Genomic DNA, 22,203 nt, shown 5'->3' with positions numbered 1-22,203 from the left:
GCTGCACCGCTGTTCTGCTGTCACACCGGACGCGCAGCGTCCGGCTCCCGCGCACACGTCACCACGGATGGATTGTGTGGGGGATCTCGCGCACAGCTGCTCGAGCTTCTGCTCTCGCTTGCGCTGTTCTGCTACCCGCGGCCTAGGATCTCGCTGATGCGATGCCTATGCACTGCCCTGGCAGTGATCCAGGCATGCGCGAGCGCACGCCGGAATGTGGAACCTGTTTAGTGTACGTGCATCCCGGGCGTGTCGCAAATCGCGACCCCTCCCCCACCCCGCCCCTTCTCCCCGCCGACCTGCCCCTCCGCGCCGCTCACCTGCCCCTCCGCCCTCGCGACCTGCCCCTCCGCGCCGCTCACCTGCCCCTCCGCCCTCGCGACCTGCCTCTCCGCCGTCCACGACCTGCACCCCGGTCCGCGCGCTGCGCCGTCGGCGTCGATGAGCTGCACTCCTGGCATCCGCCCGCTGCACGCGCCGCCTCCGCCCCGCCGCAACGTATTGCGGACCCGCGCTAACGTCCGAGGAGGCCTATCGAACGCAGGTAGGCAGCGAACTCGTCGACAGTCGCCATCTGAGCGAATCCCCAACGATCGCAGCGCCAGCCCATCGTGTCTTCGACCGCCTGCTGTCGCTGTGCCTGATCCAGGAGGACCTGCTCCTTCGTCCTCCCGGACATCACGGTCGAATCGGTGTACTTGAAACGCCCGTCGAACTCGGCCCAGCGCCCAAGCCGCGGCCAGCAGAAGTCGAGCAGCGCGTACCGGCCGTCGGGGAGATCGACACGGTACTGCAGTTGAGCACTCTGCACGCCGAGTTGCCACATCCACAGACGCGAGATGCTCTCGCCCGGCAGTTGCGCACGACCGTCCGCAAACTCCACGACGAACCGCGCCTGCCGAATCCCCCGCGCACCGGAGTGCGCCGCGATCCGCTCCCGCACCGCTGCACGGAAGCGCTCGGCACGTTCCTCGTCATAGATGTTCCGTTCCGCGTCCCAGGCGATCTGCCGCAGCGCGGCATCGAATGCGACGACGGCCGCTTCGAGCGACACGAGTCGAACCATGTCGTAGACGGTGCGCTCGAGCGAGGTCACACGCATGCCATCGATGGTCACCACCTCGTCAGCGCTGAGCGGGAGGTGATGCCGCGCGACATCCCTACCGCTATGCCGGGGGTGTCTCCCCACGAAGATCATGTCAACGCGGTCGGAGCGAACACGATACAGCGGGAGGCGATGGAGCGCTCCCGCCGTCGCAAGAGCGAAGACTCCGTCCGCCGCGCGCATTCGCAGGTGCGCCGCTTGTGCGCGCGTGCACAGCCGACCCTCGCTGAACAACTCGTCCCACTCGCGGGTGACGACGTACGCACCCCTGGACACGCGGGTCACCCTGCGTCCCGAAATGCGGACGTCGTTCGGAACTGACGATCCACGCATGGAACGCAGGATCCGCGACGCCGATGCATTCTCCACCACACCTCCACGATCACGCAGACGGACATTCGCGCGAGGCGGTGGACCCGACATCGGTGGACAACTCGCCGCAGGCGACGGTTGTGCAGGAGATGTCGAATACATGGATGCCCCAGCACGATGCGTGGGCTCGATTCGCTGCACGGGTGGCTCTGACTCAGGACGCTCCACGACGCACAAGCGCAGGCGCATGGTCGGGTTGGACCCAGCCGGCGAAGGGCCACGTCGCGCGGACAGAGCCACACGTGGTGCAGGCCGACGGGCAGCTCGGGGAACAGAGGGGCAGCTCGGGGAACAGAGGGGCAGCTCGGGGAACAGAGGTGCAGCTCGGGGAACAGAGGTGCAGCTCGGGGAACAGAGGTGCAGCTCGGGGAACAGAGGTGCAGCTCGGGGAACAGAGGTGCAGCTCGGGGAGGGAAGAACAGAGGTGCACGTCGCCAGGGATGCGGGACAACGCGCGAAGGGCGCAGGACGGCGAGGCGGCGGGGCGCGGTGCGTGTTAACGCGAAGAGGCCACCCAGCAATGGGTGGCCTCTTCACAGAAGAAGTCCGGCGGTGTCCTACTCTCCCACAAGGTCCCCCTTGCAGTACCATCGGCGCTGAGAGGCTTAGCTTCCGGGTTCGGAATGTGACCGGGCGTTTCCCTCTCGCTATGGCCGCCGAAACACTATGGATGTTTCAAAAACCAACAACGAAGTTGTTCATATGTTGTTGTGTTCCCGACCGTACATCGAGAACCACTCAGTGGACGCGCGCACCCCGAAAGGGTGATGTTATCAAGTCATCGGCTTATTAGTACCGGTCAGCTCCACACGTTACCGTGCTTCCACATCCGGCCTATCAACCCAGTAATCTGGCTGGGAGCCTCTCCCCCCGAAGGGGATGGAAGTCTCATCTCGAGGCCGGCTTCCCGCTTAGATGCTTTCAGCGGTTATCCATCCCGAACGTAGCTAACCAGCGGTGCTCCTGGCGGAACAACTGGCACACCAGAGGTTCGTCCAACCCGGTCCTCTCGTACTAGGGTCAGATCCTCTCAAACTTCCTACGCGCGCAGCGGATAGGGACCGAACTGTCTCACGACGTTCTAAACCCAGCTCGCGTACCGCTTTAATGGGCGAACAGCCCAACCCTTGGGACCTACTCCAGCCCCAGGATGCGACGAGCCGACATCGAGGTGCCAAACCATGCCGTCGATATGGACTCTTGGGCAAGATCAGCCTGTTATCCCCGAGGTACCTTTTATCCGTTGAGCGACAGCGCTTCCACAAGCCACTGCCGGATCACTAGTCCCGACTTTCGTCCCTGCTCGACCTGTCAGTCTCACAGTCAAGCTCCCTTGTGCACTTACACTCGCCACCTGATTGCCAACCAGGTTGAGGGAACCTTTGGGCGCCTCCGTTACTCTTTAGGAGGCAACCGCCCCAGTTAAACTACCCACCAGGCACTGTCCCTGAACCGGATCACGGTCCGAAGTTAGGCATCCAGAGTGACCAGAGTGGTATTTCAACAATGACTCCACCCGAACTGGCGTCCGGGTTTCACAGTCTCCCACCTATCCTACACAAGCCACACCGAATACCAATACCAAGCTGTAGTAAAGGTCACGGGGTCTTTCCGTCCTGCTGCGCGTAACGAGCATCTTTACTCGTAATGCAATTTCGCCGAGTTCGTGGTTGAGACAGTTGGGAAGTCGTTACGCCATTCGTGCAGGTCGGAACTTACCCGACAAGGAATTTCGCTACCTTAGGATGGTTATAGTTACCACCGCCGTTTACTGGGGCTTAAATTCGCAGCTTCGCTTACGCTAACCGCTCCTCTTAACCTTCCAGCACCGGGCAGGCGTCAGTCCGTATACATCGTCTTGCGACTTGGCACGGACCTGTGTTTTTAGTAAACAGTCGCTACCCACTGGTCTCTGCGGCCACCACACCCTTTCGGTGTAAAACCTAATAAGTGGATGGCCCCCCTTCTCCCGAAGTTACGGGGGTATTTTGCCGAGTTCCTTAACCACGATTCTCTCGATCTCCTTGGTATTCTCTACCTGACCACCTGAGTCGGTTTGGGGTACGGGCGGCTGGAACCTCGCGTCGATGCTTTTCTCGGCAGCATAGGATCACCCACTTTTCATCCGCATCGTGTCTCAGCCTCATGACTCCCGGATTTGCCTAAGAGTCGGCCTACGCACTTGCACCAGGACAACCATCGCCTGGCTTGGGCTACCTTCCTGCGTCACACCTGTTAATACGCTAGCCGCACCAGCATGGGGTCGAGCGTTCACCAGAACAACCATCACCCCGAAGGGATCAGGCAACGCCTGGCTAGGACTCTTAGCACCACTGGATTGACTGGGGCGGTTCTTCGCCGGTACGGGAATATCAACCCGTTGTCCATCGACTACGCCTGTCGGCCTCGCCTTAGGTCCCGACTTACCCAGGGCAGATTAGCTTGACCCTGGAACCCTTGGTCTTTCGGAGGACGTGTTTCTCACACGTCATTCGCTACTCATGCCTGCATTCTCACTCGTGTGCCGTCCACGGCTGGGTCACCCCGCCGCTTCACCCGGCACACGACGCTCTCCTACCCATCCACACGACTGGACCACGAAGGCCTGTCATAAAATGCGAATGCCACAACTTCGGTGGCGTGCTTGAGCCCCGTTACATTGTCGGCGCGGAATCACTTGACCAGTGAGCTATTACGCACTCTTTCAAGGGTGGCTGCTTCTAAGCCAACCTCCTGGTTGTCAAAGCAACTCCACATCCTTTCCCACTTAGCACGCGCTTAGGGACCTTAGATGGTGGTCTGGGTTGTTTCCCTCTCGACTATGAAGCTTATCCCCCACAGTCTCACTGCTGCGCTCTCACTTACCGGCATTCGGAGTTTGGCTGACGTCAGTAACCTGGTGAGGCCCATCGGCCATCCAGTAGCTCTACCTCCGGCAAGAAACACGCAACGCTGCACCTAAATGCATTTCGGAGAGAACCAGCTATCACGAAGTTTGATTGGCCTTTCACCCCTATCCACAGCTCATCCCCTCAGTTTTCAACCTAAGTGGGTTCGGCCCTCCACGACGTCTTACCGTCGCTTCAGCCTGGCCATGGATAGATCACTTCGCTTCGGGTCTAGGACATGCGACTGAACGCCCTGTTCAGACTCGCTTTCGCTACGGCTACCCCACACGGGTTAACCTCGCCACATATCGCTAACTCGCAGGCTCATTCTTCAAAAGGCACGCTGTCACACCTACCAAGGGTGCTCCAACGGTTTGTAAGCAAACGGTTTCAGGTACTATTTCACTCCCCTCCCGGGGTACTTTTCACCTTTCCCTCACGGTACTTGTCCGCTATCGGTCATCTGGGAGTATTTAGGCTTATCAGGTGGTCCTGACAGATTCACACGGGATTTCTCGGGCCCCGTGCTACTTGGGATACACATCACGCCAAGAACACGCATTTCGGCTACAGGGCTCTCACCTGCTATGGCCCGCCTTCCCAGACGGTTCGCCTATACGCTCTTGTCACGCCGGTCTCTCGGCAGAAAAACCAGACATGTCCCACAACCCCCAACGTGCAACTCCTGCCGGATATCACACACGCCAGGTTTAGCCTCTTCCGATTTCGCTCGCCACTACTCACGGAATCACGGTTGTTTTCTCTTCCTGCGGGTACTGAGATGTTTCACTTCCCCGCGTTCCCTCTACCCGCCCTATACATTCAGACGGGAGTCACCAGGTCGGCACGCCGCCTGGCGGGGTTTCCCCATTCGGACACCCTCGGATCAAAACTTGCTTATCAGTTCCCCGAGGCTTATCGCAGATTGCTACGTCCTTCTTCGGCTCCAGATGCCAAGGCATCCACCGTTCGCTCTTAAAGACTTGAAATCACATGAGCTTTGATCTAAAAAGAATCAAAAAATATGACACACACCCCGAAGGGCATGCATCTTCAAGATGCTCGCGTCCACTGTGTAGTTCTCAAAGTACGGGCGGCACCGCCAGAGTCACCAGCCGAAACCAGCACACCCAACGGCCCTACCAGAAGTTCCGTCCAACCCCCCAACGGGGCCGGCCCGGTCCCTCAGGACCCAACAGCGTGCAGGCACCCCGCTCCCCGACCCCCACGTTCCCCCCGTCCGAAAACGGTGTACTAACGGTGACCAGCTGCGCTGATGCCATGTCAAATGTTCCACCCATGAGCTCCCAGCGGATCACATACGGACCCGGACTGGGTTCTGGAAGACCCGAAGGCCTTCAGAAGCTCCTTAGAAAGGAGGTGATCCAGCCGCACCTTCCGGTACGGCTACCTTGTTACGACTTAGTCCTAATTACCGATCCCACCTTCGACGGCTCCCTCCACAAGGGTTGGGCCACCGGCTTCAGGTGTTACCGACTTTCATGACTTGACGGGCGGTGTGTACAAGACCCGGGAACGTATTCACCGCAGCGTTGCTGATCTGCGATTACTAGCGACTCCGACTTCACGTAGTCGAGTTGCAGACTACGATCCGAACTGGGACCGGCTTTTTGGGATTCGCTCCACCTCACGGTATCGCAGCCCTTTGTACCGGCCATTGTAGCATGCGTGAAGCCCAAGACATAAGGGGCATGATGATTTGACGTCATCCCCACCTTCCTCCGAGTTGACCCCGGCAGTATCCCATGAGTTCCCACCATAACGTGCTGGCAACATAGAACGAGGGTTGCGCTCGTTGCGGGACTTAACCCAACATCTCACGACACGAGCTGACGACAACCATGCACCACCTGTACACCAGCCTTGCGGGGCGACCATCTCTGGCCGTTTCCGGTGTATGTCAAGCCTTGGTAAGGTTCTTCGCGTTGCATCGAATTAATCCGCATGCTCCGCCGCTTGTGCGGGTCCCCGTCAATTCCTTTGAGTTTTAGCCTTGCGGCCGTACTCCCCAGGCGGGGAACTTAATGCGTTAGCTGCGTCACGGAATCCGTGGAAAGGACCCCACAACTAGTTCCCAACGTTTACGGGGTGGACTACCAGGGTATCTAAGCCTGTTTGCTCCCCACCCTTTCGCTCCTCAGCGTCAGTTACGGCCCAGAGATCTGCCTTCGCCATCGGTGTTCCTCCTGATATCTGCGCATTCCACCGCTACACCAGGAATTCCAATCTCCCCTACCGCACTCTAGTCTGCCCGTACCCACTGCAGACCCGAGGTTGAGCCTCGGGATTTCACAGCAGACGCGACAAACCGCCTACGAGCTCTTTACGCCCAATAATTCCGGATAACGCTTGCACCCTACGTATTACCGCGGCTGCTGGCACGTAGTTAGCCGGTGCTTTTTCTGCAAGTACCGTCACCCCGAAAGGCTTCTTCCCTGCTAAAAGAGGTTTACAACCCGAAGGCCGTCATCCCCCACGCGGCGTTGCTGCATCAGGCTTCCGCCCATTGTGCAATATTCCCCACTGCTGCCTCCCGTAGGAGTCTGGGCCGTGTCTCAGTCCCAGTGTGGCCGGTCACCCTCTCAGGCCGGCTACCCGTCGACGCCTTGGTGAGCCATTACCTCACCAACAAGCTGATAGGCCGTGAGCCCATCCCCCACCGAAAAATCTTTCCAGACACAGACCATGCGGCCGTGCCTCATATCCAGTATTAGACACCGTTTCCAGCGCTTATCCCAGAGTGAAGGGCAGGTTGCTCACGTGTTACTCACCCGTTCGCCACTAATCCCCCAGTGCAAGCACCAGGATCATCGTTCGACTTGCATGTGTTAAGCACGCCGCCAGCGTTCATCCTGAGCCAGGATCAAACTCTCCGTAAAAAAACGAATGCCACAACCAGACCGGGAAAACAGTCCACGCTGCAGCGAGTTCAACCATGACCAAAAGAACAAACATCATTGCTGACATTCATATAATTGATCCAAAGGAATTCTCACCAGTCCCGAAAGACCGACGAGGATAATTTGGCATTTGACAAGTGCACGCTGTTGAGTTCTCAAGGATCGGACACACCCACAAACCCGGACCACAGTCCATCGCCGCAGGGCAACTTCACAATCATAGCCTCGCCTGAACCGCTCGTCAAACCGTGATCCCCAGCCAGAGGCTGCGGCATCCGACTCAGATGAAGCGGGACAGGCAAGATCCTCCGCACATCGGATCCCCGGGGGGATCGTGTTGTGGGAGGTGGTTCGCTGCTTGAGAGGGCGGGGCCTTTCGGCCTCCCGGCACTTCCCTTTGGGGCGAACGAGTAAGACTCTACGTGAGCCGACGGCATGGCGCGAATCGAGGGTGCACCTCGGGCGTGTCGCCGAGATTGCGGGCGCGGTGCCGGCGACTTCGGGCGCCGCAGATAGGCTGATCGGCATGGCTAACGAGCCGGTGCAGATACCTCAGGCGGCTCGCCTGAAGCTGTGCCGTGCGGCCGTCCAGGTGATCGCGGATCAGGCGAGCGTCGACATGCTGCACATCAAGGGCGACGCCGTCGACGGCTCTCTTCGCGACACTGTGGACCCTGGTAGTGACGTCGATGTACTGGTGCGCCCTTCGCATGTCGCGCGGCTGCACGCCCACTTGCTGCAGCACGGCTGGCGCGTATACAGCTCGTTCTTCTTCGGTTCGCCGTTCGGCCACGCGCAGACCTACCTGCACGAGCAGTGGGGCTACCTCGATCTGCACCGTCTGTTCCCCGGCATCGAGCGCGACCCCGTCGAAGCGTTCGATGTGCTGTGGTCCGAGCGCCGGCCGATCGATATCGCGACCGTCGCGGGCGCCGTGCCCTCAGTCGCCGCACAACGGGTGATCCTGCTTCTGAACAGTGCACGCAATTCACGCCAGGCCGTTGTCGAGCGGCTCTGGACGTCTTCACCCGCCGTCGACCGGGCCGCCACGATGGCCTTGGTGCACAGGCTTCAGGCCGATGTCGGTTTCGCGGCCGCGACAGGTGACCTCGACCGCCACCGCAGCGCCCGCAGCTACCCGCTGTGGCGCGTCATCACTCGCGGAGGCACGCGTGCCGAAGAGTGGCGGGCTCGCATCCGCGCCGCCCCGACGACGCGAGACAGGATGCTGTTGATCCTGCGGGCGCCCGCCGTCAACATCGAGCACCTCGAACATCAGCTCGGCCGCCCGCCCCGCCCCACAGACGTCGCGCGAGCGTTCGTGGCGCGCCCGGCGCTGGCCGTGCGCGAGTGGCTCGGGCGAAAGCGAGCACGGCGATGACCGCTCGGCTCGCTCTCGCCGCAGGGGTTGCGTCCATCCACATCGACGATGTCTCATACGCCGCCGTGGTGCCCGATGGCCCGATCGTCGTACTGGACGGCATCGCCGCCGTCATCTGGGAGCTGCTTCGCATGGATGGCGATGCCGACACCTTGAGGACGCGCGTCGCAGATCGGCTTATCGATCCGCCAGACGACCTGGACGCGGCGATTGCGAACTTCGTTATGTCGCTGCATGAACAGGGCCTGCTGGCGACAGAGCACTGACCATCGCTGACGAACGACTGCCGACGAAGCAGAACGCCTGCGATACTTGACGGCGAGAACGCCCCACGGGGATGGGCGCAAGGGGATCCGATGACGTCGACGAGCGCAGCGCTGCGATGGCTCGAGCGCCTGGGCCCGACCTGGGCCAACGTGTGGCGCTGGGTGCTGTTCGCCGCCGGTGTCGCTCTCGCCGTCTATTTCCTGCTGGTGCGTGGTCTCGTCCACGACGCGATCCCCGCCTTCGTGATCGCGGGCCTTGTGATCGGTGCAGCCCTCACGATGCGGGTGTCGATGGCGATCCCCCTCATGGCCACCCCCGTGCTGTTCGTGGTCACACGCCTTGGTTTCGGCGGGATCGACCTCACTGTCTCTGACGCCGCGCTGGCCGCGGCCTTCGGGACTGCGGTGCTGCTCGGCACGCGCCCGTTCAGCCGGGAACTGCGGGCCCTGCTCTGGTGCAACGCCGTCTACCAGTTCGCGACGGTCCTGACCGTCATCGTCAACCCTTACATTCAGAACACCGTCGAGTGGTTCCATGCCTGGCTGCTCGTGTCGGGGGCATTGGTGATGGGATGGGCCCTGGGCAGCGCCGGCTACGCGCGCCTCGCCCTGCGGCTCATGGTGACGGCTGCGGTCGTCATCGCCATCGGCACATTCGCCACGGGTGCTGTGCAATACGTTCACGGCGACTTCGTGGGCGTCTACCCAACGTGGCCGTTTGCCATGCACAAGAACTTCGCCGGCACCGTCATGGCGTTTGCCGCCCTCATCGTCTATATCAACCCGGACTGGGCGCGGTGCGCGAAAAACCCACGACGCGCGTTGATGATCACCTTGATCGTTGCGATCCTGATGACGCAGTCACGTCAAGCGCTCATCGGCCTCATGATCGCGATCGTGCTCGTGGTCAGTCGTCGCCGATTGTCCGGTCATTCACGTGCGGTGCTGCTGCTGCTGATCCCGGCGACCTGGATGATCATCTCGATGGTCAACGATCAGATCCAGTCGCAGAACAAGTTCAACTCGGTGTTCCAGCGGCTGGACTGGCTGCGTGAGCTGTACGCCTATTGGAAGCACTCACCGATCTTCGGCCACGGACTGCGGTTCTGGTATGTCGATCCGACGATCCACTATCAGCCTCCGCAGGGCGAGGTCGAAGTGCTCGTCTCGGCGGGGATCGTGGGTTTGCTCGGCTTCGCGATCATGTGGGTCGGCATGATCATCGTGCTGTGGCGGATGGATCCGGTCTACGGCACGCTCGCCGCCACAGTGGTGATCAGCCGCCTCGTGCAGGGTCAGTTCGACTTGTTCTGGGTCAGCTCGCAGGTGTCGATCCCGTTCGTCATCGCAGGCATCTGCCTGGGTGCGAAGGCCTGGGTGGAGCGACATCCACCATCGATGGTGCAGGGTGCCGCGTTCCCCGGCACCTTCGTGACCACCGCACTGCCACTGTCCGGGCTGCATCGGGCGTCGCGCGATCGTCTGTAGCGCCCCTTCTTGCGCCGGCTGGTGTGACGCGTACCGGATCGCGCACATTACTCCCAGACGCAACAGCCTCCTGTGGCCTACCATTGTCAGGAGCGATCTGGGCGGCGCGAGGGGGAACATGGAGCTGCGCGACTATCTGCACGGCCTGCGCAGGTATTGGGTGGCCATCGTGCTCATGACCCTCGTCGGCGTGCTCGCCGCGTGGGGCTGGGCCGCGACGCAGAAGCCCGTCTATGCGGCATCTGCATCCGCCTATATCGCGACCTCCGAGGACGGTGCCAACTCGGTCGGCCCCGGGGTGCAGAGCGCAACCTTCGCGCAGACCTTCGTCGACTCATTCACCAGCTATGCCGGCTGGCAGTCGACAGCCGACCACGTCATCGACGCGCTCAAGCTCAACTCATCGCCCCGCGAGCTTGCCAGCCACATCACTGTGACGAACACGCAGAACACCGCCATCCTCGCGATCACGGCCACTGCTGCGACTCCCGATCAAGCCGAGCAGCTCGCCAACGCGTGGGTCAAGGGCCTGCAGGCGACCATCGACACCGTCAACGGCACGGGTAAGGCCGGCTCCGCACCCGTCAACGTCTTCCTCGGCGATCCGGCCACCGCGTCACAGAAGCCGATCTTCCCGGATACGCGCACGGCACTGCTGGTCGGCGGAGTCATAGGACTCGGTTTCGGCGTCGCGTTCGCACTCATCCGCGCTGCCTCGGATCGGCGCATCCGCAATGGCGACGAGGTTGCCGACAAACTCGGGCACGCGGTCGTGGGGACTTTGCCGGAGATGCCGGTCAATGGCAAGAAGTCCAAGCGGGGCCCCAACAACGCCTTCGCATTCCCCGAAGCGATGCGGGTGCTCCGTACGAATCTGCAATTCATGGATGTCGACCATCCCCCGCGCACGATCGTCGTGACCAGCCCCGTGCCCGGCGATGGCAAGTCAACGGTCGCGACCGAACTGGCGCGCACACTCGCCGCGAGCGGCGCGCCGGTGATCCTCGTCGATGGTGACCTGAGGCGCTCCACGGTTGCGCAGAAGATGGGGCTGCCCGGCGGTGCAGGACTCAGCGACGTCCTGGCCGGCCGCGCCGAGGTGACCGCACTGCTGCAGCGCGTGCCCGACATGCCGAATCTGCTTGTGCTGACCGCCGGAATGGTTCCCCCCAATCCCAGCGAGGTGCTGGGGTCGGAGCGGATGCACACGTTGCTCCGCGATCTCTCGGCCGAGGCAACCGTGATCATCGACGCACCGCCACTGCTGCCGGTCACCGACGGTGCCGTCCTCACGCACCAGGCCGATGGCGCTCTGCTCGTCGTCAGCGTCGGCAAGACGACCTACGACCTGGCGGAGAAGTCGCTCGAGGCCCTCAAGAACGCTCGAGGTCGCGCGCTGGGAATCGTGCTCAACCGTGCACCGCTGCGCGGGGTGGACGCCTCGCCTTACGCGTACGCGTACTACCGCGGGTACGGTAAGAAGCCCGCTGAGACCGAGGCCGAACCTGTGCACCGTCGCTCGACCGCGCAGGATCTGCCGACTGCCGCCTCGACGCCGCTGATTGTCCCGGCCTCGTCGCCGGCGCCCACCGAATCGCCGGCCTCTTCAACCTCGCCCGCGCCGTCAGACGATGACCTGGCCGCCTGGCTTGCACCCACTGTTGCTGAACCTGATGCTGCAGCTGTTCCGCGCCGCGCGCCGCGGAACCCACGGCGGCAGCGGACCACGGCAGCGCCACCGAAGTCATCGAACGACATCACGTTCGCCGACGGCGCGCCACTCGCCGGTGAGCCTGACACCGCGACCGGAGTCTTCACCGCGCTGCTCGGTGAGAACGAGACGCCGACACCGCGCAAGACGCGCGAGCGCACGCGCCGGTCGTGAACCGTCCCCTGGAGAGTCCGATGCGCGTGGCTCTCATCGCATCGTCGTACCATCCGTACTTCGGCGGGGTCGAAGAGCATGTCCGCCAGGTCGCACGCGAGTTGCAGAATGCGGGGACTCCGGTAGAAGTGTGGACCGTCGATCGTGGCGAACATCTCGGCGAGCGCGTCCTCGACGGTGTGCGAGTGCGCTATTTGCCGACGCCGCTGCCGGCGCGCCGCATCGGTGCGCTCGCACGGTTCATCGTGCGCTCTCCGCGTGCGCGGCGTGCATGGCGCAGCGCATACGAGCAGTTCAGCCCGACAATGCTGCATGTGCATTGCTTCGGGCCCAATGGCATCTACGCGTTGCGCCTGCGCAGATCGACGGGTACGCCGCTGGCAATCACGTCGCACGGCGAGACGCTGGCCGACGACAACGGTGCCTTCCAGCGATCACGGCTACTGAGGCGCGGGCTCACAGATGCTCTGAGCCGCGCGGCATTCGTCACCGCGCCATCACAGTACGTACTCGACGACCTGCGCACGCGCTACGCCTTGACCGACGGCACGGTCGTGCCCAACGGAGTCGATCTCAGCATCGGGCCGGACCGCAAGTCCGCCGCACCGGTCGATCGACCGTACCTGTTGGGCGTAGGACGGCTTGGCCGCATGAAGGGATTCGATCTGCTGATCGAGGCGTTCGCACAGTCTGGGCTGACAGCATCGCATCGGCTGCTGATCGCCGGCGACGGGCCCGAGCGCGATGCCCTGACCGGCCTCGCCGACTCCCAGGGGATCGCCGATGAGGTGCGCCTGCTCGGCCGTCTGAGCGCACAGCAGATCGCCGATGCCATGTCGCACGCGCAGTGCGTGGTGGTGCCCAGCCGCAGTGAGGCCTTCGGTATCGTCGCACTCGAAGCATGGCGCAGCAGCGCGGCGCTGATCATGACATCCCGCGGTGGTGCGCCCGGGTTCGTGCACGACGGCGTCGATGGCCTGCTCGTGGACCCGCTTGACACCACGGCTCTCGCAGGGCTGATGATCAAAGTCGCCACCGACGACGTGCTGCGTACGGGGCTCGGGCGCGCAGGACACGCGCGCGTCGGCGAGTTCACGTGGCGCCGCGTGGCCGACGACTACCACGCGCTGTACCGATCCGTCGAAGATGCTCGAGCGGTGACCGCATGAAGTACCACGCACCGTTACGGCGGCGCGCACGCGCAGTCCGTCGCGCTGCAGCCGCCGGCTTGCGAGGGGCGATGTGGCACGGTGGCCGTGTCATCCCGACGTTCTGGTGGGACGGCCATCCGAACTTCGGCGATGATATGACGCCGTGGCTGCTGCCACGGTATGGGATTCTGCCCGTTCATCGACGCGCGAGCGAAGCGCGACTGGCCGGTGTAGGCAGCATTCTCGAGTTCCTGCCGCAGACGTATGACGGTGCGATCTGGGGGTCGGGACTCATGGCCGACGGGCGTCATCCGCTTCCCGACGCCCACGTTCTCGCCGTGCGCGGACCTCTGACGGCAGAACGCATCGGTGCGACAGGTTCGGTCGCTTACGGCGATCCGGGGCTGCTCGTGAGCCGTCACGTTGCCAAGCCGCCGTCGCAATTTCACATTGGGATCGTTCCGCACGGTCACCATCGTGAAAACTCGCGACTCGCTGCGCTGGCACGAACCGGCGGGCGAGTGGTCACCGTCATCAACGTGCATCGAAGTGCGGCCGTCACCGTTCGCCAGATCGCCTCGTGCGACGTCGTCTTCACCACCTCGTTGCACGGACTCGTCACCGCCGACTCATACGGCATCCCGGCATGCTGGACGACGATGGAGCCGCCACTCACAGGCGGCGACTTCAAGTTCCGCGACTACGAGGCCGCCGTCACACCGGGACGGTCGCGATACGTGCCGTTCTCCGAGGTGGCATCGCTGAACGACCTCATGTCGTCGGCCAGTTCCGCGGACGACGCGCTGGTCCGACAGTTGACGGACGGCCTCGAACGCGCCCTTGCCCTCTGGCTCTCCTCGACCGGCGGGCGTTCGTTCCCCTGGGGCGTCGTTTCGGGTGCGTCACTCGGGATCAGGCACCCGAGGCCCTAACGTCGAATCATGCTCGCGTTCGTCACCTCGCTGCGCAATCCGCTCAACAGCAATGACTATGGGCGGGTGGAGGAGCTGTTCCGCGAATCGCTCGCCTCATGGCTGCGCCAGACTGACGACCGGTTCACCGTCATCGTCGTCGGCAACCGTGAACCTGCATTTTCAGCCGATTCGCGCGTGCGCTTCATCGGCGTGGACTTTCCACCACCTTCGACGATCACAGGACCACAGACCGGTATCCCAAGCGTCCTGCGCGACAAGGGCACGAAGCTCGCAATCGGTCTGGCTGCTGCGCGTGAACAACACGCCCAACACATCCTGTTCATCGATGCCGACGACTTCGTGAGCCGTCGGCTGGCGGGATTCGTCGCCGAACATCCGGACGCCGATGGCTGGCGTCTCGTGTTTCCGTGGCGAATCAACATGGAACGACGCTCGATCCGGCCGCATGCCGGTGGGACATTCAGCATCGTGCGCGCGGACCTCTACCCCGATCCGCAGTTGCCGGTCACCGCGTCGCAATCCGAACTCTATGCCGGCTACGGCGACAAGCTCGAACGCTGGCTCGGATCGCATATCCACATCGGAACCGACCTCGATCTGCCATATCTGCCGTTCGGTGGTGCGCTCTATCGCGTCGGCACGGGAGAGTCGCATTCGGGCATCTCGCTCGGCGGGTTCGGCCGTCCGGTCTCCACACGCATCGCCGAGGAGTTCGGCGTTCAGGCGACGCTGAAGACACCCGGCGGGCTGCTTCGCGCATATCTGCCGTCACGTCGCGCCTTCATTGAGCGGGCGAGCGTCTTGCGCGGCCGTGGCGGAGTCCACTGACCAGCGAGATCCTGACGAGCTGACCAGCGATCGACCATTGTCAGCCGAGACCGGCCCAGACCCGTGCATGTGCTGTGGCCGACCGTTCCCACGTGAACTCCCCTGCACGCGCCCGTCCGGCAGTCACCAGCGGTCGCAGTGCCGCGTCGCCGGAAACGGCCGTGAGAATCCCATCGGCGATTCCGTGAGCAGTCGGCTCGACCATGACCGCCGCGTCGCCCGCCACCTCCGGCAGACTGCTCGTATTCGCCGCCACAACGAGAGTGTTCGCGGCCATGGCCTCGAGTACCGGCAAGCCGAACCCCTCGTACAGTGAGGGCACCACGACGGCGTCGGCTGCCGCGACGAGACCGGGAACCGTCTCATCGGGCACTCGTCCGAGCAGCAGCGTGCCGCTCAGCCTGCCGAACAACGCGGTGCGGCGTGGGTGCGCTGGACCCGCCAGCACAAGCTGCAGATCCGGCCGCTCGCGGTGGATGCGCGGCCACGCGTCTGCGAGGGCATCAAGGTTCTTACGCCGCGCCGCGCCGCCCGCGTGCAGAACATAACGCTCCCCGATGCCTAGACGGCCGCGGTCCGCGACACTGATCGGGGCCGCATCGTAGAAGCGCTCGTCCACACCGTTGGGTATGACGTGCGGGCCACGAACGCCCAAGAAGTCGACCGCTTCCTGGGCAGTGAACTCCGAGACGCAGATGACGGCGTCGGCCGATCTCGCCTCTTGCATCGCGGCTGCGACTGGAGACGACTCGTCAGGATAGCGCCACGCGACCACATCGTGCAGCGTGATGACATCGCCGTGCGGCGGCGGAGGCAATTCGAGGTTCATACGGTGAACCACAGAGGCTCGACCGTACAACCATCGTCCGACTTCTCGGCGGATGCGGTGCGGTGCCGACTCGATCGCACCCAACGGTATGCGACGGTCGCCCGGCAGCGGCGAGCGCATGGATCGCACGACGGTGCGCCGCACGCGCCAAGGCCGTCCATCGACACCGGCCAGCGACATGCCTGCCCGCTCCGCGATGTGCTCCTGATAGTTCTGCGCACCCATCGGCACGTCCACGGCGATGGATGCGATCGCCAATTTGGGAGATGTCACCCGATCACCCGTTTGTCCCCTCTGCCCCGACAGGACACCCCGCGACTCTCACGTCCCGTGAGTCTAGACGGTCGTCTGGCCGCCGTCCGGCCCCGTATCATCGATTCCGTGACAGCTGCCGAGGGGAGGGCGCATCACTACGACGCTGTCGTTGTGATCGCCACGTATCGACGTCCGGAATATGTGAGCACGTGCCTCGAGCATCTGCAGCAACAGACTGTCTCCCCCCGCCGAATTGTCGTCGTGGATGCCTCGCCTGACGACCTCACCCGCCATGTCGTCGAGGACTTCACCGGTGTCGAATACCGCCGCAATGATCTGGGATTGGGGACGCTCGCCGCCTCACGCGCGATCGGGGCAAACGGAGCCACCGAGGGAGTGATCGCGTTCATCGATGATGATGCTTATGCCGAACCCGCATGGCTTGAGCGGCTGCTCGCCGCCTACGATGCACCTGACGTCGGAGCTGTGGGCGGGAGAGCACGCAACGGCGTCGTCGGCGAGGAATACGAAGGGGTGGATCGCATCGGGCGCTTCCTGCCGAACGGACGGCTCACAGGAAACTTCGGCGCCGACCCGGGGCGCACAATCGATGCCGATCACATGCTCGGCGCGAACATGTCCGTGCGCACGGACGTGTTGCGTGCGTTCGGCGGCATCCATGACTACTATCCGGGCACGTGCCTGCGCGAAGATAGCGACCTCGCATTGCGCGTCCGGCGATCTGGATACCGCGTGAGGTTTGCGCCCGATGCCGTCGTACTGCACGTCGCAGGCGACTACCCCCGCGGGACTCGGTTCGACCTGCGGTATCGCTTCTACGGCGCGCGGAACCACATTCTGCTGTTGACGACCACACTCGGGTGGACCGACCGTCATGTCGGGCGCTATCTCGGCTCCGTGATCGCCTCGACGACGCGACTCGCGTTTTCAGGGCTGTCGGCGTGGCCCACTAATTCCGGAGCGAACGCGAAACTGCGGGGGGTCGCCGGTGGCCTCGCTCGCGCAGGAGCAGACTCCTTGGGCACGCTCGTCGGCATTGTCGCTGCGTTGCGTCCGCACGACCGTGCAGCACGGGTCCGCAATTGCGAGCCGCCAGGTGGGGAAGCATGATGGAGCCGGCGGCATCCAAGCCCATCGTCAGCATCATCGTCGCGCTCGGCCGCGACAGCGCCTATCTTGACGAAGCATTGAGAAGTGTGCGCGAGCAGACCTTCCAGAATTGGGATCTACTCATCGTCGATAACGGCTCACGCCATCCAGAGCGAGTCGCAAGCGCGATCGCCGACGATGCGCGCATGAAGATGATCACCATCGACCGCTCGGCGACGGCCGGCCTGGCCCGCAATATTGGAGTCGCACAGACATCGGCCGACCTCATAACGTTCCTCGACGACGATGACGTCTGGGAACGACGGCGACTCGAGCACCATGTGGCGGTCCATCGCAAACACCCCGAAGCTCCCGCGTCGTTCTCTGGCTACTGGCATATGACGGCTACCGGGGAGCAATTCGGAGCGGACTGGCGCTCGCGGCAGACAACGGCATCCGAGATACTGCGTGGGGCGGCGCCCACACCGCTCGGACCGACACTGATGATCCGTCGAGCCGACTTCACCGCTATCGGTGGACATAGCCCCGAGATTCCGATCTTGGTCGACTTCGAACTCGGACTTCGGCTGGCTATGCGTGGGGACCTGATCTATCTGGACGAGCTTCTCGTGGGCTACCGACGCCATGACACAAACATGACGTCGACCGCACCAAGCAACGTCCGATTGCGGCGCCGCGCAATGGAAGACATGATCAAGCGCCAGCAGTGGGCCGCGCTCGGCCGCAACTCGCCGGACACCGCCTCATTGTTTGAGGAGCGCCTTCGCCGGTTCTGGCGCTCCGAGACACACGAGGCGGGTGCTGAGGTTCCCCGCGCTCTGCGACGCGGCCGGATCGCCGATGCCGGCAAGAGTGCTGCATGGGCCATCAGGCGCGACCCCGTGTCATTTATGACAGGGGTCTTCGACACGGTCGCTAGTGCGCTGGTGCGCCGCGCCAGATGACCCTTTCCTGCGCTGACGCAACGACGCTCAGTGAAAGCCAGGGAGCGCAGTCCACCGAGGATCCAGCTGATGCGCATCCGTGTCGGCATAGAGCCGGCTATGAAACTTCGGCATGACGATCTCGGCATCTGCGTTCATGGCGTCGGACACATACGCGGCCCAATACGTGAAAGTCGAATTCATCCCGATGATGCGGCGTGCTCCGGCGACCGCCACGAAATTGGCGACCGGATCGGGCGACGCATACGAGACATCATCGGCTGAACTCCGCAGCAAACCATCGAGATGCTCCCTGCACCACTCTGCATCGTCAGACACCACCAGGATCTGCCCGACATCATTGAAGCGCGCAAGGGCGGCCTCGACATAAGCGAATTGGTCGAATGCATACAATCGACGGAATTCGGGCCGCGCGTAGTAATCACCGCGGCGAACATTCAGCACGAGGCGGTCCTGCGGGCCCCGCGTAATCCGATGCGCCACGCAGTCCACGATGAACGCACGGAGAGTCTCGCGCGTGAAGTCCGAGCCGAAATTCTGACGCCAGTCGCGGTCGTTCCAGTCACGTCGATCATGGAACCGCAGGCCGTCTTGAGGCAGCGTCCACGTACGCAGCGCCGGAAGGAGATCGAACCATGGCGCCATACCTGGCGCCTCCAGGACCATCGTCGGACGCCCCGCGGTGGACTTCTGATGTGCGTCCAGCCAGAGGTACAGCCAGTTGCCGAACCTCAGCCCGGCAGGCGGCGTCATGATGATCGTGCGATCACCGCGCCGCATCCGGTCTGCCGTCACGGTGATGCTTCGCCGCGCGCGCCAGCGCAGATGTCGCCACGCCTGGGCTGCGAACGCACGGGGTGCGGAATCGGTCACGACGGCTAGCTTAGGTCTAGATGAAAAGGAGTGCGGATGGGCCATTCTGTGAGCGTCGTTATCGCCACGAATCGCGGCGGTCCCTTCTTGCCCGCCGCTGTCGCATCGGTGCAGGGGCAGACGGCGCCCGTCGCTGAGATCACGCTCGTCGACGATGGCGTGCCGGACGACAGCGTCCGGCGATTTGCCGATGAGCAGGGCCTCGCGTACCTGCGCAATCCGAGTTCAGGAGTTTCGAGTGCCCGGAATGCGGGGGCGCGATCGACCACGAGCGACTGGCTTGCCTTTCTGGACGATGACGACGTGTGGCATCCCACGCGAATCGAGGCTCAGCTTGATGCACTGGCGACGCGTCCCGAGGCCATCGCGAGTTACACGGGTGGCTGGTACATGGACATCGCGGGCGCGGAGTTCGGTTCGGGTTGGCGCGCCCCAACGACCCCGAACATGCGCATGCTTGACGGCACCGTTCCGCTGCCACGCATCACGACATTGCTCGTTCGCCGCGACGCGTTCTCGAGAGTCGGGGGGTTCAATCCGACGATGAAGGTGGGCGAAGACAACGACCTCATACGCAAGCTGCTGATCCGTGGCGATTTCGTAGCGGTCGACGTGCCGCTCGTCGGTTATCGACGGCATGCCGGCAACGTTTCGAACCATCTTCTGGAGGGCCGCGCCTCGGCTCTGCACTCCATCAGGAGACTCAGGTCCGTCGCCGCTGCCGAAGGAGACACCGCAACGACAGCCGCGTTGACCGAATGGTGGCGGCGATTCCGGCAGGCAGGGTCGGATGAGAATCTCGGTGATCTGGTTGCCGCTGTACGGCGACGCGAGTGGGATTACGCGGCGCGTGTCGCGTGGTGGGGTGCGTGTGTCTTTCCCTGGCAGTCCGTGCTCGCCGTCGCCCGCCGACTGCGAAGGCAAGACTGACGTCACAGCCGGCCGAGCTCCACCAGCCGCGCGAACTCGGAGTTCGTGGCCTCGACGTGCTCGAAAGTCCCCTCGGCCTGAATCTGACCGCGCTCCAAGAACACGACGTTGTCCGCATGGCGCACGGTGGACAGTCGATGCGCGACGATGATGATCGTCATACTCCCGCCGAGGGCCGCGAGAGTCTCGGCGATCTCGTGCTCGGTGACGTTGTCCAAGGCTGACGTCGCCTCATCGAGGACGAGCACCCGCGGCTTCCGATAGAGCGCGCGGGCCAGACCAAGGCGCTGGCGTTGACCACCCGAGAACCGCACGCCGCGCTCACCGACGACCGTCTCGATCCCCGCTGGAAGCCCCTCGACGACATCATCGAGTTGAGCCATCGCCAGTACCCGCCGGACCTGGGCGTCATCGATCTGGTCGGGCGCAACCCCAAACGCGACGTTCGCTCGCACCGTCGAGTTGAGCAGGAAGACGTCCTGCGGAACCACGCCCAGACCCGCGTACCACGTGACCAAGTCGTCGACGATGGGTCGTCCACCGCATTCCACGATGCCCTCCGTCGGCCGCAGCAGTCCGAGCATAATGTCCAGCAATGTGCTCTTGCCCGCACCACTGGATCCCACGAAGGCAACGGTCGTGTTCTGAGGGATCACAAGTGACACGCCAGCGAGCACACGCTCGTCGCTGTCGAGATAACTGAATGCGACGTCCCGCATGACAATATCGCCAGAGTAGGCGAACTCACTATGGCGGGTCTCATCATGCGACTCATGCGCGTCAAGCTCGCTCATGGCCCTGCTGATGATCCGCAGCCCTGCCTGTCCGATGCGCGTAGTGGCCAGGTTCGCAGACACCCGGTTCAGCGTAGGGAGCACACGAACAGAGGCAGCAGCAAACACGCCGAGGACGGTGAGCGCCTCTGCCCGCGTTCCGGTCGAGAACAAGATGACCGACATCCCCATGATCGCGATGACGAAGCCGATCTCGAGCAGATAGCGCGGCGCGTCCGACACGACACCCATTTGACGACTTGCCCGGGCACCTCGCAGGCGCGCCTTCTCGAACCCCTCGATGAATCGTCCGGCACTGGATGTCAGACGTGCCTCGCGAAAGCCCTCAAGGCTCGGCATGAGGTATTGCCACGCACTCAGGCTCGCATCTGCCATCTCTTCTCCGATTCGTCGTTGCCGACGCCGCAGAAGACGCTGCACCCCGCCCAGCAGAATGGCGAAGAGGACGACCGTGAACACAGTGACCCCGAACGAGGTGACGGCGAGCACCACGCCGATCGAAATCAGCACAACGAAGTCTGAAAACATGGTCACGACCGCGAGCAGCACGCTCGCCGCCTGGGTAGTGGCTTCATTGATGTTGCGATACAACACACTCAGCGCCCGTGAACGGTGCTGCGGATACGGTGCAAGCGCGTAGCGGCGCATGAGCTCCGTTGATGACCGCGCGGAAATCTGTGTCGTGCGCCCCAGCAACCACCACCGAAACCAGAGCGCACCCAGCGTCTTGAACACGAATGCCGCAGCGACGATACTGGCCACGATCGGGATCAGCACCTGGACGTCGGTGGTACCGGCGAATCGCGACACGACGCCGAGCGCGCCCGTGTCGGTGTCAGTTCCGGTTGTCAGCTGCATCAGCGGCACCATGGCCGCGACGCCCAACGTGTCCAGCAGCGCAAGTGCGAGGGACGCGACGACCGTACCTAGGATCCACGGGCCCGGGCGCGCACCCGCCATGCGGAGCACCAGCTGCAGTTGTGCAGGCAGGCTCTCTCGCGTCGAAGAACTGTGTGTCATAACTCCCCAGACAGCGCCAGATCCACGACGCGGTCGTCCGCCGGAAGTCTAACTTCTGGATCGTCGACGCACACGTCGACCGGCGCAGACGCCCGATTGGACAGCTCGTCATCGTCTCTTAGTTCTCATAGACACGCGTGGCGGTCTGGGATAGGCTTACCAGCACCTGCGCTTGTACTGGGGTCGCAGGAGAGGGGTTCACCCCGA

Annotated in this window: 14 protein-coding genes and 3 rRNA genes; 10 read left to right on the top strand and 7 right to left on the bottom strand. The window is 63.2% G+C overall.

What is annotated here, in order from left to right; genetic code table 11:
* Window positions 1–514: 514 nt before the first annotated feature.
* The 4 genes from QU603_RS02595 to QU603_RS02580 all read right to left on the bottom strand — a co-directional run bounded on the left by QU603_RS02595 (window position 515) and on the right by QU603_RS02580 (window position 7,265).
* The gene (locus QU603_RS02595) at window positions 515–1,096 is read right to left on the bottom strand and encodes a hypothetical protein (RefSeq protein ID WP_308492939.1); all 582 of its coding nucleotides are present in this window, start codon (window positions 1,094–1,096) and stop codon (window positions 515–517) included.
* 925 nt (window positions 1,097–2,021) lie between these two features.
* Window positions 2,022–2,138, bottom strand: a 5S ribosomal RNA gene (rrf, locus tag QU603_RS02590).
* A 108-nt stretch (window positions 2,139–2,246) separates the two neighbouring features.
* Window positions 2,247–5,354: ribosomal RNA gene (locus QU603_RS02585) — 23S ribosomal RNA — on the bottom strand.
* Window positions 5,355–5,738: 384 nt separating this feature from the next.
* Window positions 5,739–7,265, bottom strand: a 16S ribosomal RNA gene (locus QU603_RS02580).
* Together the 16S, 23S and 5S rRNA genes form the textbook arrangement of a ribosomal RNA operon.
* Window positions 7,266–7,812: 547 nt before the next feature.
* On the opposite strand from QU603_RS02580, the gene QU603_RS02575 reads away from it, so the two are divergent.
* The 7 genes from QU603_RS02575 to QU603_RS02545 all read left to right on the top strand — a co-directional run bounded on the left by QU603_RS02575 (window position 7,813) and on the right by QU603_RS02545 (window position 15,220).
* Entirely contained in the window at window positions 7,813–8,667 is an 855-nt protein-coding gene (locus QU603_RS02575) for a nucleotidyltransferase family protein (protein WP_308492938.1), read from the top strand.
* Window positions 8,664–8,933: a PqqD family peptide modification chaperone gene (locus QU603_RS02570; RefSeq protein WP_308492937.1), complete on the top strand. Its 270-nt coding sequence runs from the start codon at window positions 8,664–8,666 to the stop codon at window positions 8,931–8,933. Before QU603_RS02575 ends, QU603_RS02570 begins: the two co-directional genes overlap by 4 nt.
* Window positions 8,934–9,023: 90 nt before the next feature.
* Window positions 9,024–10,421: an O-antigen ligase family protein gene (locus QU603_RS02565; protein WP_308492936.1), complete on the top strand. Its 1,398-nt coding sequence runs from the start codon at window positions 9,024–9,026 to the stop codon at window positions 10,419–10,421.
* Window positions 10,422–10,539: 118 nt separating this feature from the next.
* Complete coding sequence (locus QU603_RS02560) at window positions 10,540–12,306, top strand: tyrosine-protein kinase domain-containing protein (protein ID WP_308492935.1); 1,767 nt, start codon at window positions 10,540–10,542, stop codon at window positions 12,304–12,306.
* Window positions 12,307–12,332: 26 nt separating this feature from the next.
* Window positions 12,333–13,475, top strand: a complete 1,143-nt coding sequence (locus QU603_RS02555) for a glycosyltransferase family 4 protein (RefSeq protein WP_308492934.1) — start codon at window positions 12,333–12,335, stop codon at window positions 13,473–13,475.
* Window positions 13,472–14,389: a polysaccharide pyruvyl transferase family protein gene (locus tag QU603_RS02550; protein WP_308492933.1), complete on the top strand. Its 918-nt coding sequence runs from the start codon at window positions 13,472–13,474 to the stop codon at window positions 14,387–14,389. The genes QU603_RS02555 and QU603_RS02550 overlap by 4 nt, the downstream gene beginning before the upstream one ends.
* A 9-nt stretch (window positions 14,390–14,398) precedes the next feature.
* Window positions 14,399–15,220 carry a glycosyltransferase family A protein gene (locus QU603_RS02545; RefSeq protein ID WP_308492932.1) on the top strand — a complete coding sequence of 274 codons (822 nt, stop codon included), beginning with the start codon at window positions 14,399–14,401 and terminating at the stop codon, window positions 15,218–15,220.
* Between the two features lie 40 nt (window positions 15,221–15,260).
* Here QU603_RS02545 and QU603_RS02540 read toward each other — a convergent pair whose 3' ends face one another.
* Window positions 15,261–16,322: a glycosyltransferase family 4 protein gene (locus QU603_RS02540; RefSeq protein ID WP_308492931.1), complete on the bottom strand. Its 1,062-nt coding sequence runs from the start codon at window positions 16,320–16,322 to the stop codon at window positions 15,261–15,263.
* Window positions 16,323–16,430: 108 nt separating this feature from the next.
* Between QU603_RS02540 and QU603_RS02535 the strand changes: the two genes are divergently transcribed.
* Together QU603_RS02535 and QU603_RS02530 are read left to right on the top strand one after the other, a co-directional pair.
* Entirely contained in the window at window positions 16,431–17,435 is a 1,005-nt protein-coding gene (locus QU603_RS02535) for a glycosyltransferase family 2 protein (RefSeq protein WP_308492930.1), read from the top strand.
* A complete protein-coding gene (locus tag QU603_RS02530; protein ID WP_308492929.1) occupies window positions 17,432–18,379 on the top strand; it encodes a glycosyltransferase family A protein in 948 nt (315 codons plus the stop codon). Before QU603_RS02535 ends, QU603_RS02530 begins: the two co-directional genes overlap by 4 nt.
* A gap of 27 nt (window positions 18,380–18,406) precedes the next feature.
* Here QU603_RS02530 and QU603_RS02525 read toward each other — a convergent pair whose 3' ends face one another.
* Window positions 18,407–19,252, bottom strand: coding sequence for an alpha-1,2-fucosyltransferase (locus tag QU603_RS02525; protein WP_308492928.1), 846 nt, complete (start codon window positions 19,250–19,252; stop codon window positions 18,407–18,409).
* Window positions 19,253–19,288: 36 nt separating this feature from the next.
* On the opposite strand from QU603_RS02525, the gene QU603_RS02520 reads away from it, so the two are divergent.
* Complete coding sequence (locus QU603_RS02520; protein WP_308493921.1) at window positions 19,289–20,182, top strand: glycosyltransferase family 2 protein; 894 nt, start codon at window positions 19,289–19,291, stop codon at window positions 20,180–20,182.
* 2 nt (window positions 20,183–20,184) lie between these two features.
* Here the strand turns inward: QU603_RS02520 and QU603_RS02515 are convergent, their stop codons facing one another.
* The gene (locus QU603_RS02515) at window positions 20,185–21,936 is read right to left on the bottom strand and encodes an ABC transporter ATP-binding protein (protein WP_308492927.1); all 1,752 of its coding nucleotides are present in this window, start codon (window positions 21,934–21,936) and stop codon (window positions 20,185–20,187) included.
* Window positions 21,937–22,203 lie beyond the last annotated feature (267 nt).

The organism is Microbacterium terrisoli (genome assembly GCF_030866805.1).
Taxonomy (GTDB): Bacteria; Actinomycetota; Actinomycetes; order Actinomycetales; family Microbacteriaceae; genus Microbacterium; species Microbacterium terrisoli.
Note: the sequence above shows the minus strand (reverse complement) of the source record. Positions and strands in the feature narration are given on the sequence as shown.

What these genes read in the sequence shown, in the direction of transcription:
- QU603_RS02520 (WP_308493921.1), top strand. Translation starts at nt 19,289, where the DNA reads ATGGGCCATTCTGTGAGCGTCGTTATCGCCACGAATCGCGGCGGTCCC.
- QU603_RS02550 (WP_308492933.1), top strand. Translation starts at nt 13,472, where the DNA reads ATGAAGTACCACGCACCGTTACGGCGGCGCGCACGCGCAGTCCGTCGC.
- QU603_RS02545 (WP_308492932.1), top strand. Translation starts at nt 14,399, where the DNA reads ATGCTCGCGTTCGTCACCTCGCTGCGCAATCCGCTCAACAGCAATGAC.
- QU603_RS02515 (WP_308492927.1), bottom strand. Translation starts at nt 21,936, where the DNA reads ATGGCGGGTGCGCGCCCGGGCCCGTGGATCCTAGGTACGGTCGTCGCG.
- QU603_RS02575 (WP_308492938.1), top strand. Translation starts at nt 7,813, where the DNA reads ATGGCTAACGAGCCGGTGCAGATACCTCAGGCGGCTCGCCTGAAGCTG.
- QU603_RS02530 (WP_308492929.1), top strand. Translation starts at nt 17,432, where the DNA reads ATGATGGAGCCGGCGGCATCCAAGCCCATCGTCAGCATCATCGTCGCG.
- QU603_RS02570 (WP_308492937.1), top strand. Translation starts at nt 8,664, where the DNA reads ATGACCGCTCGGCTCGCTCTCGCCGCAGGGGTTGCGTCCATCCACATC.
- QU603_RS02560 (WP_308492935.1), top strand. Translation starts at nt 10,540, where the DNA reads ATGGAGCTGCGCGACTATCTGCACGGCCTGCGCAGGTATTGGGTGGCC.
- QU603_RS02565 (WP_308492936.1), top strand. Translation starts at nt 9,024, where the DNA reads ATGACGTCGACGAGCGCAGCGCTGCGATGGCTCGAGCGCCTGGGCCCG.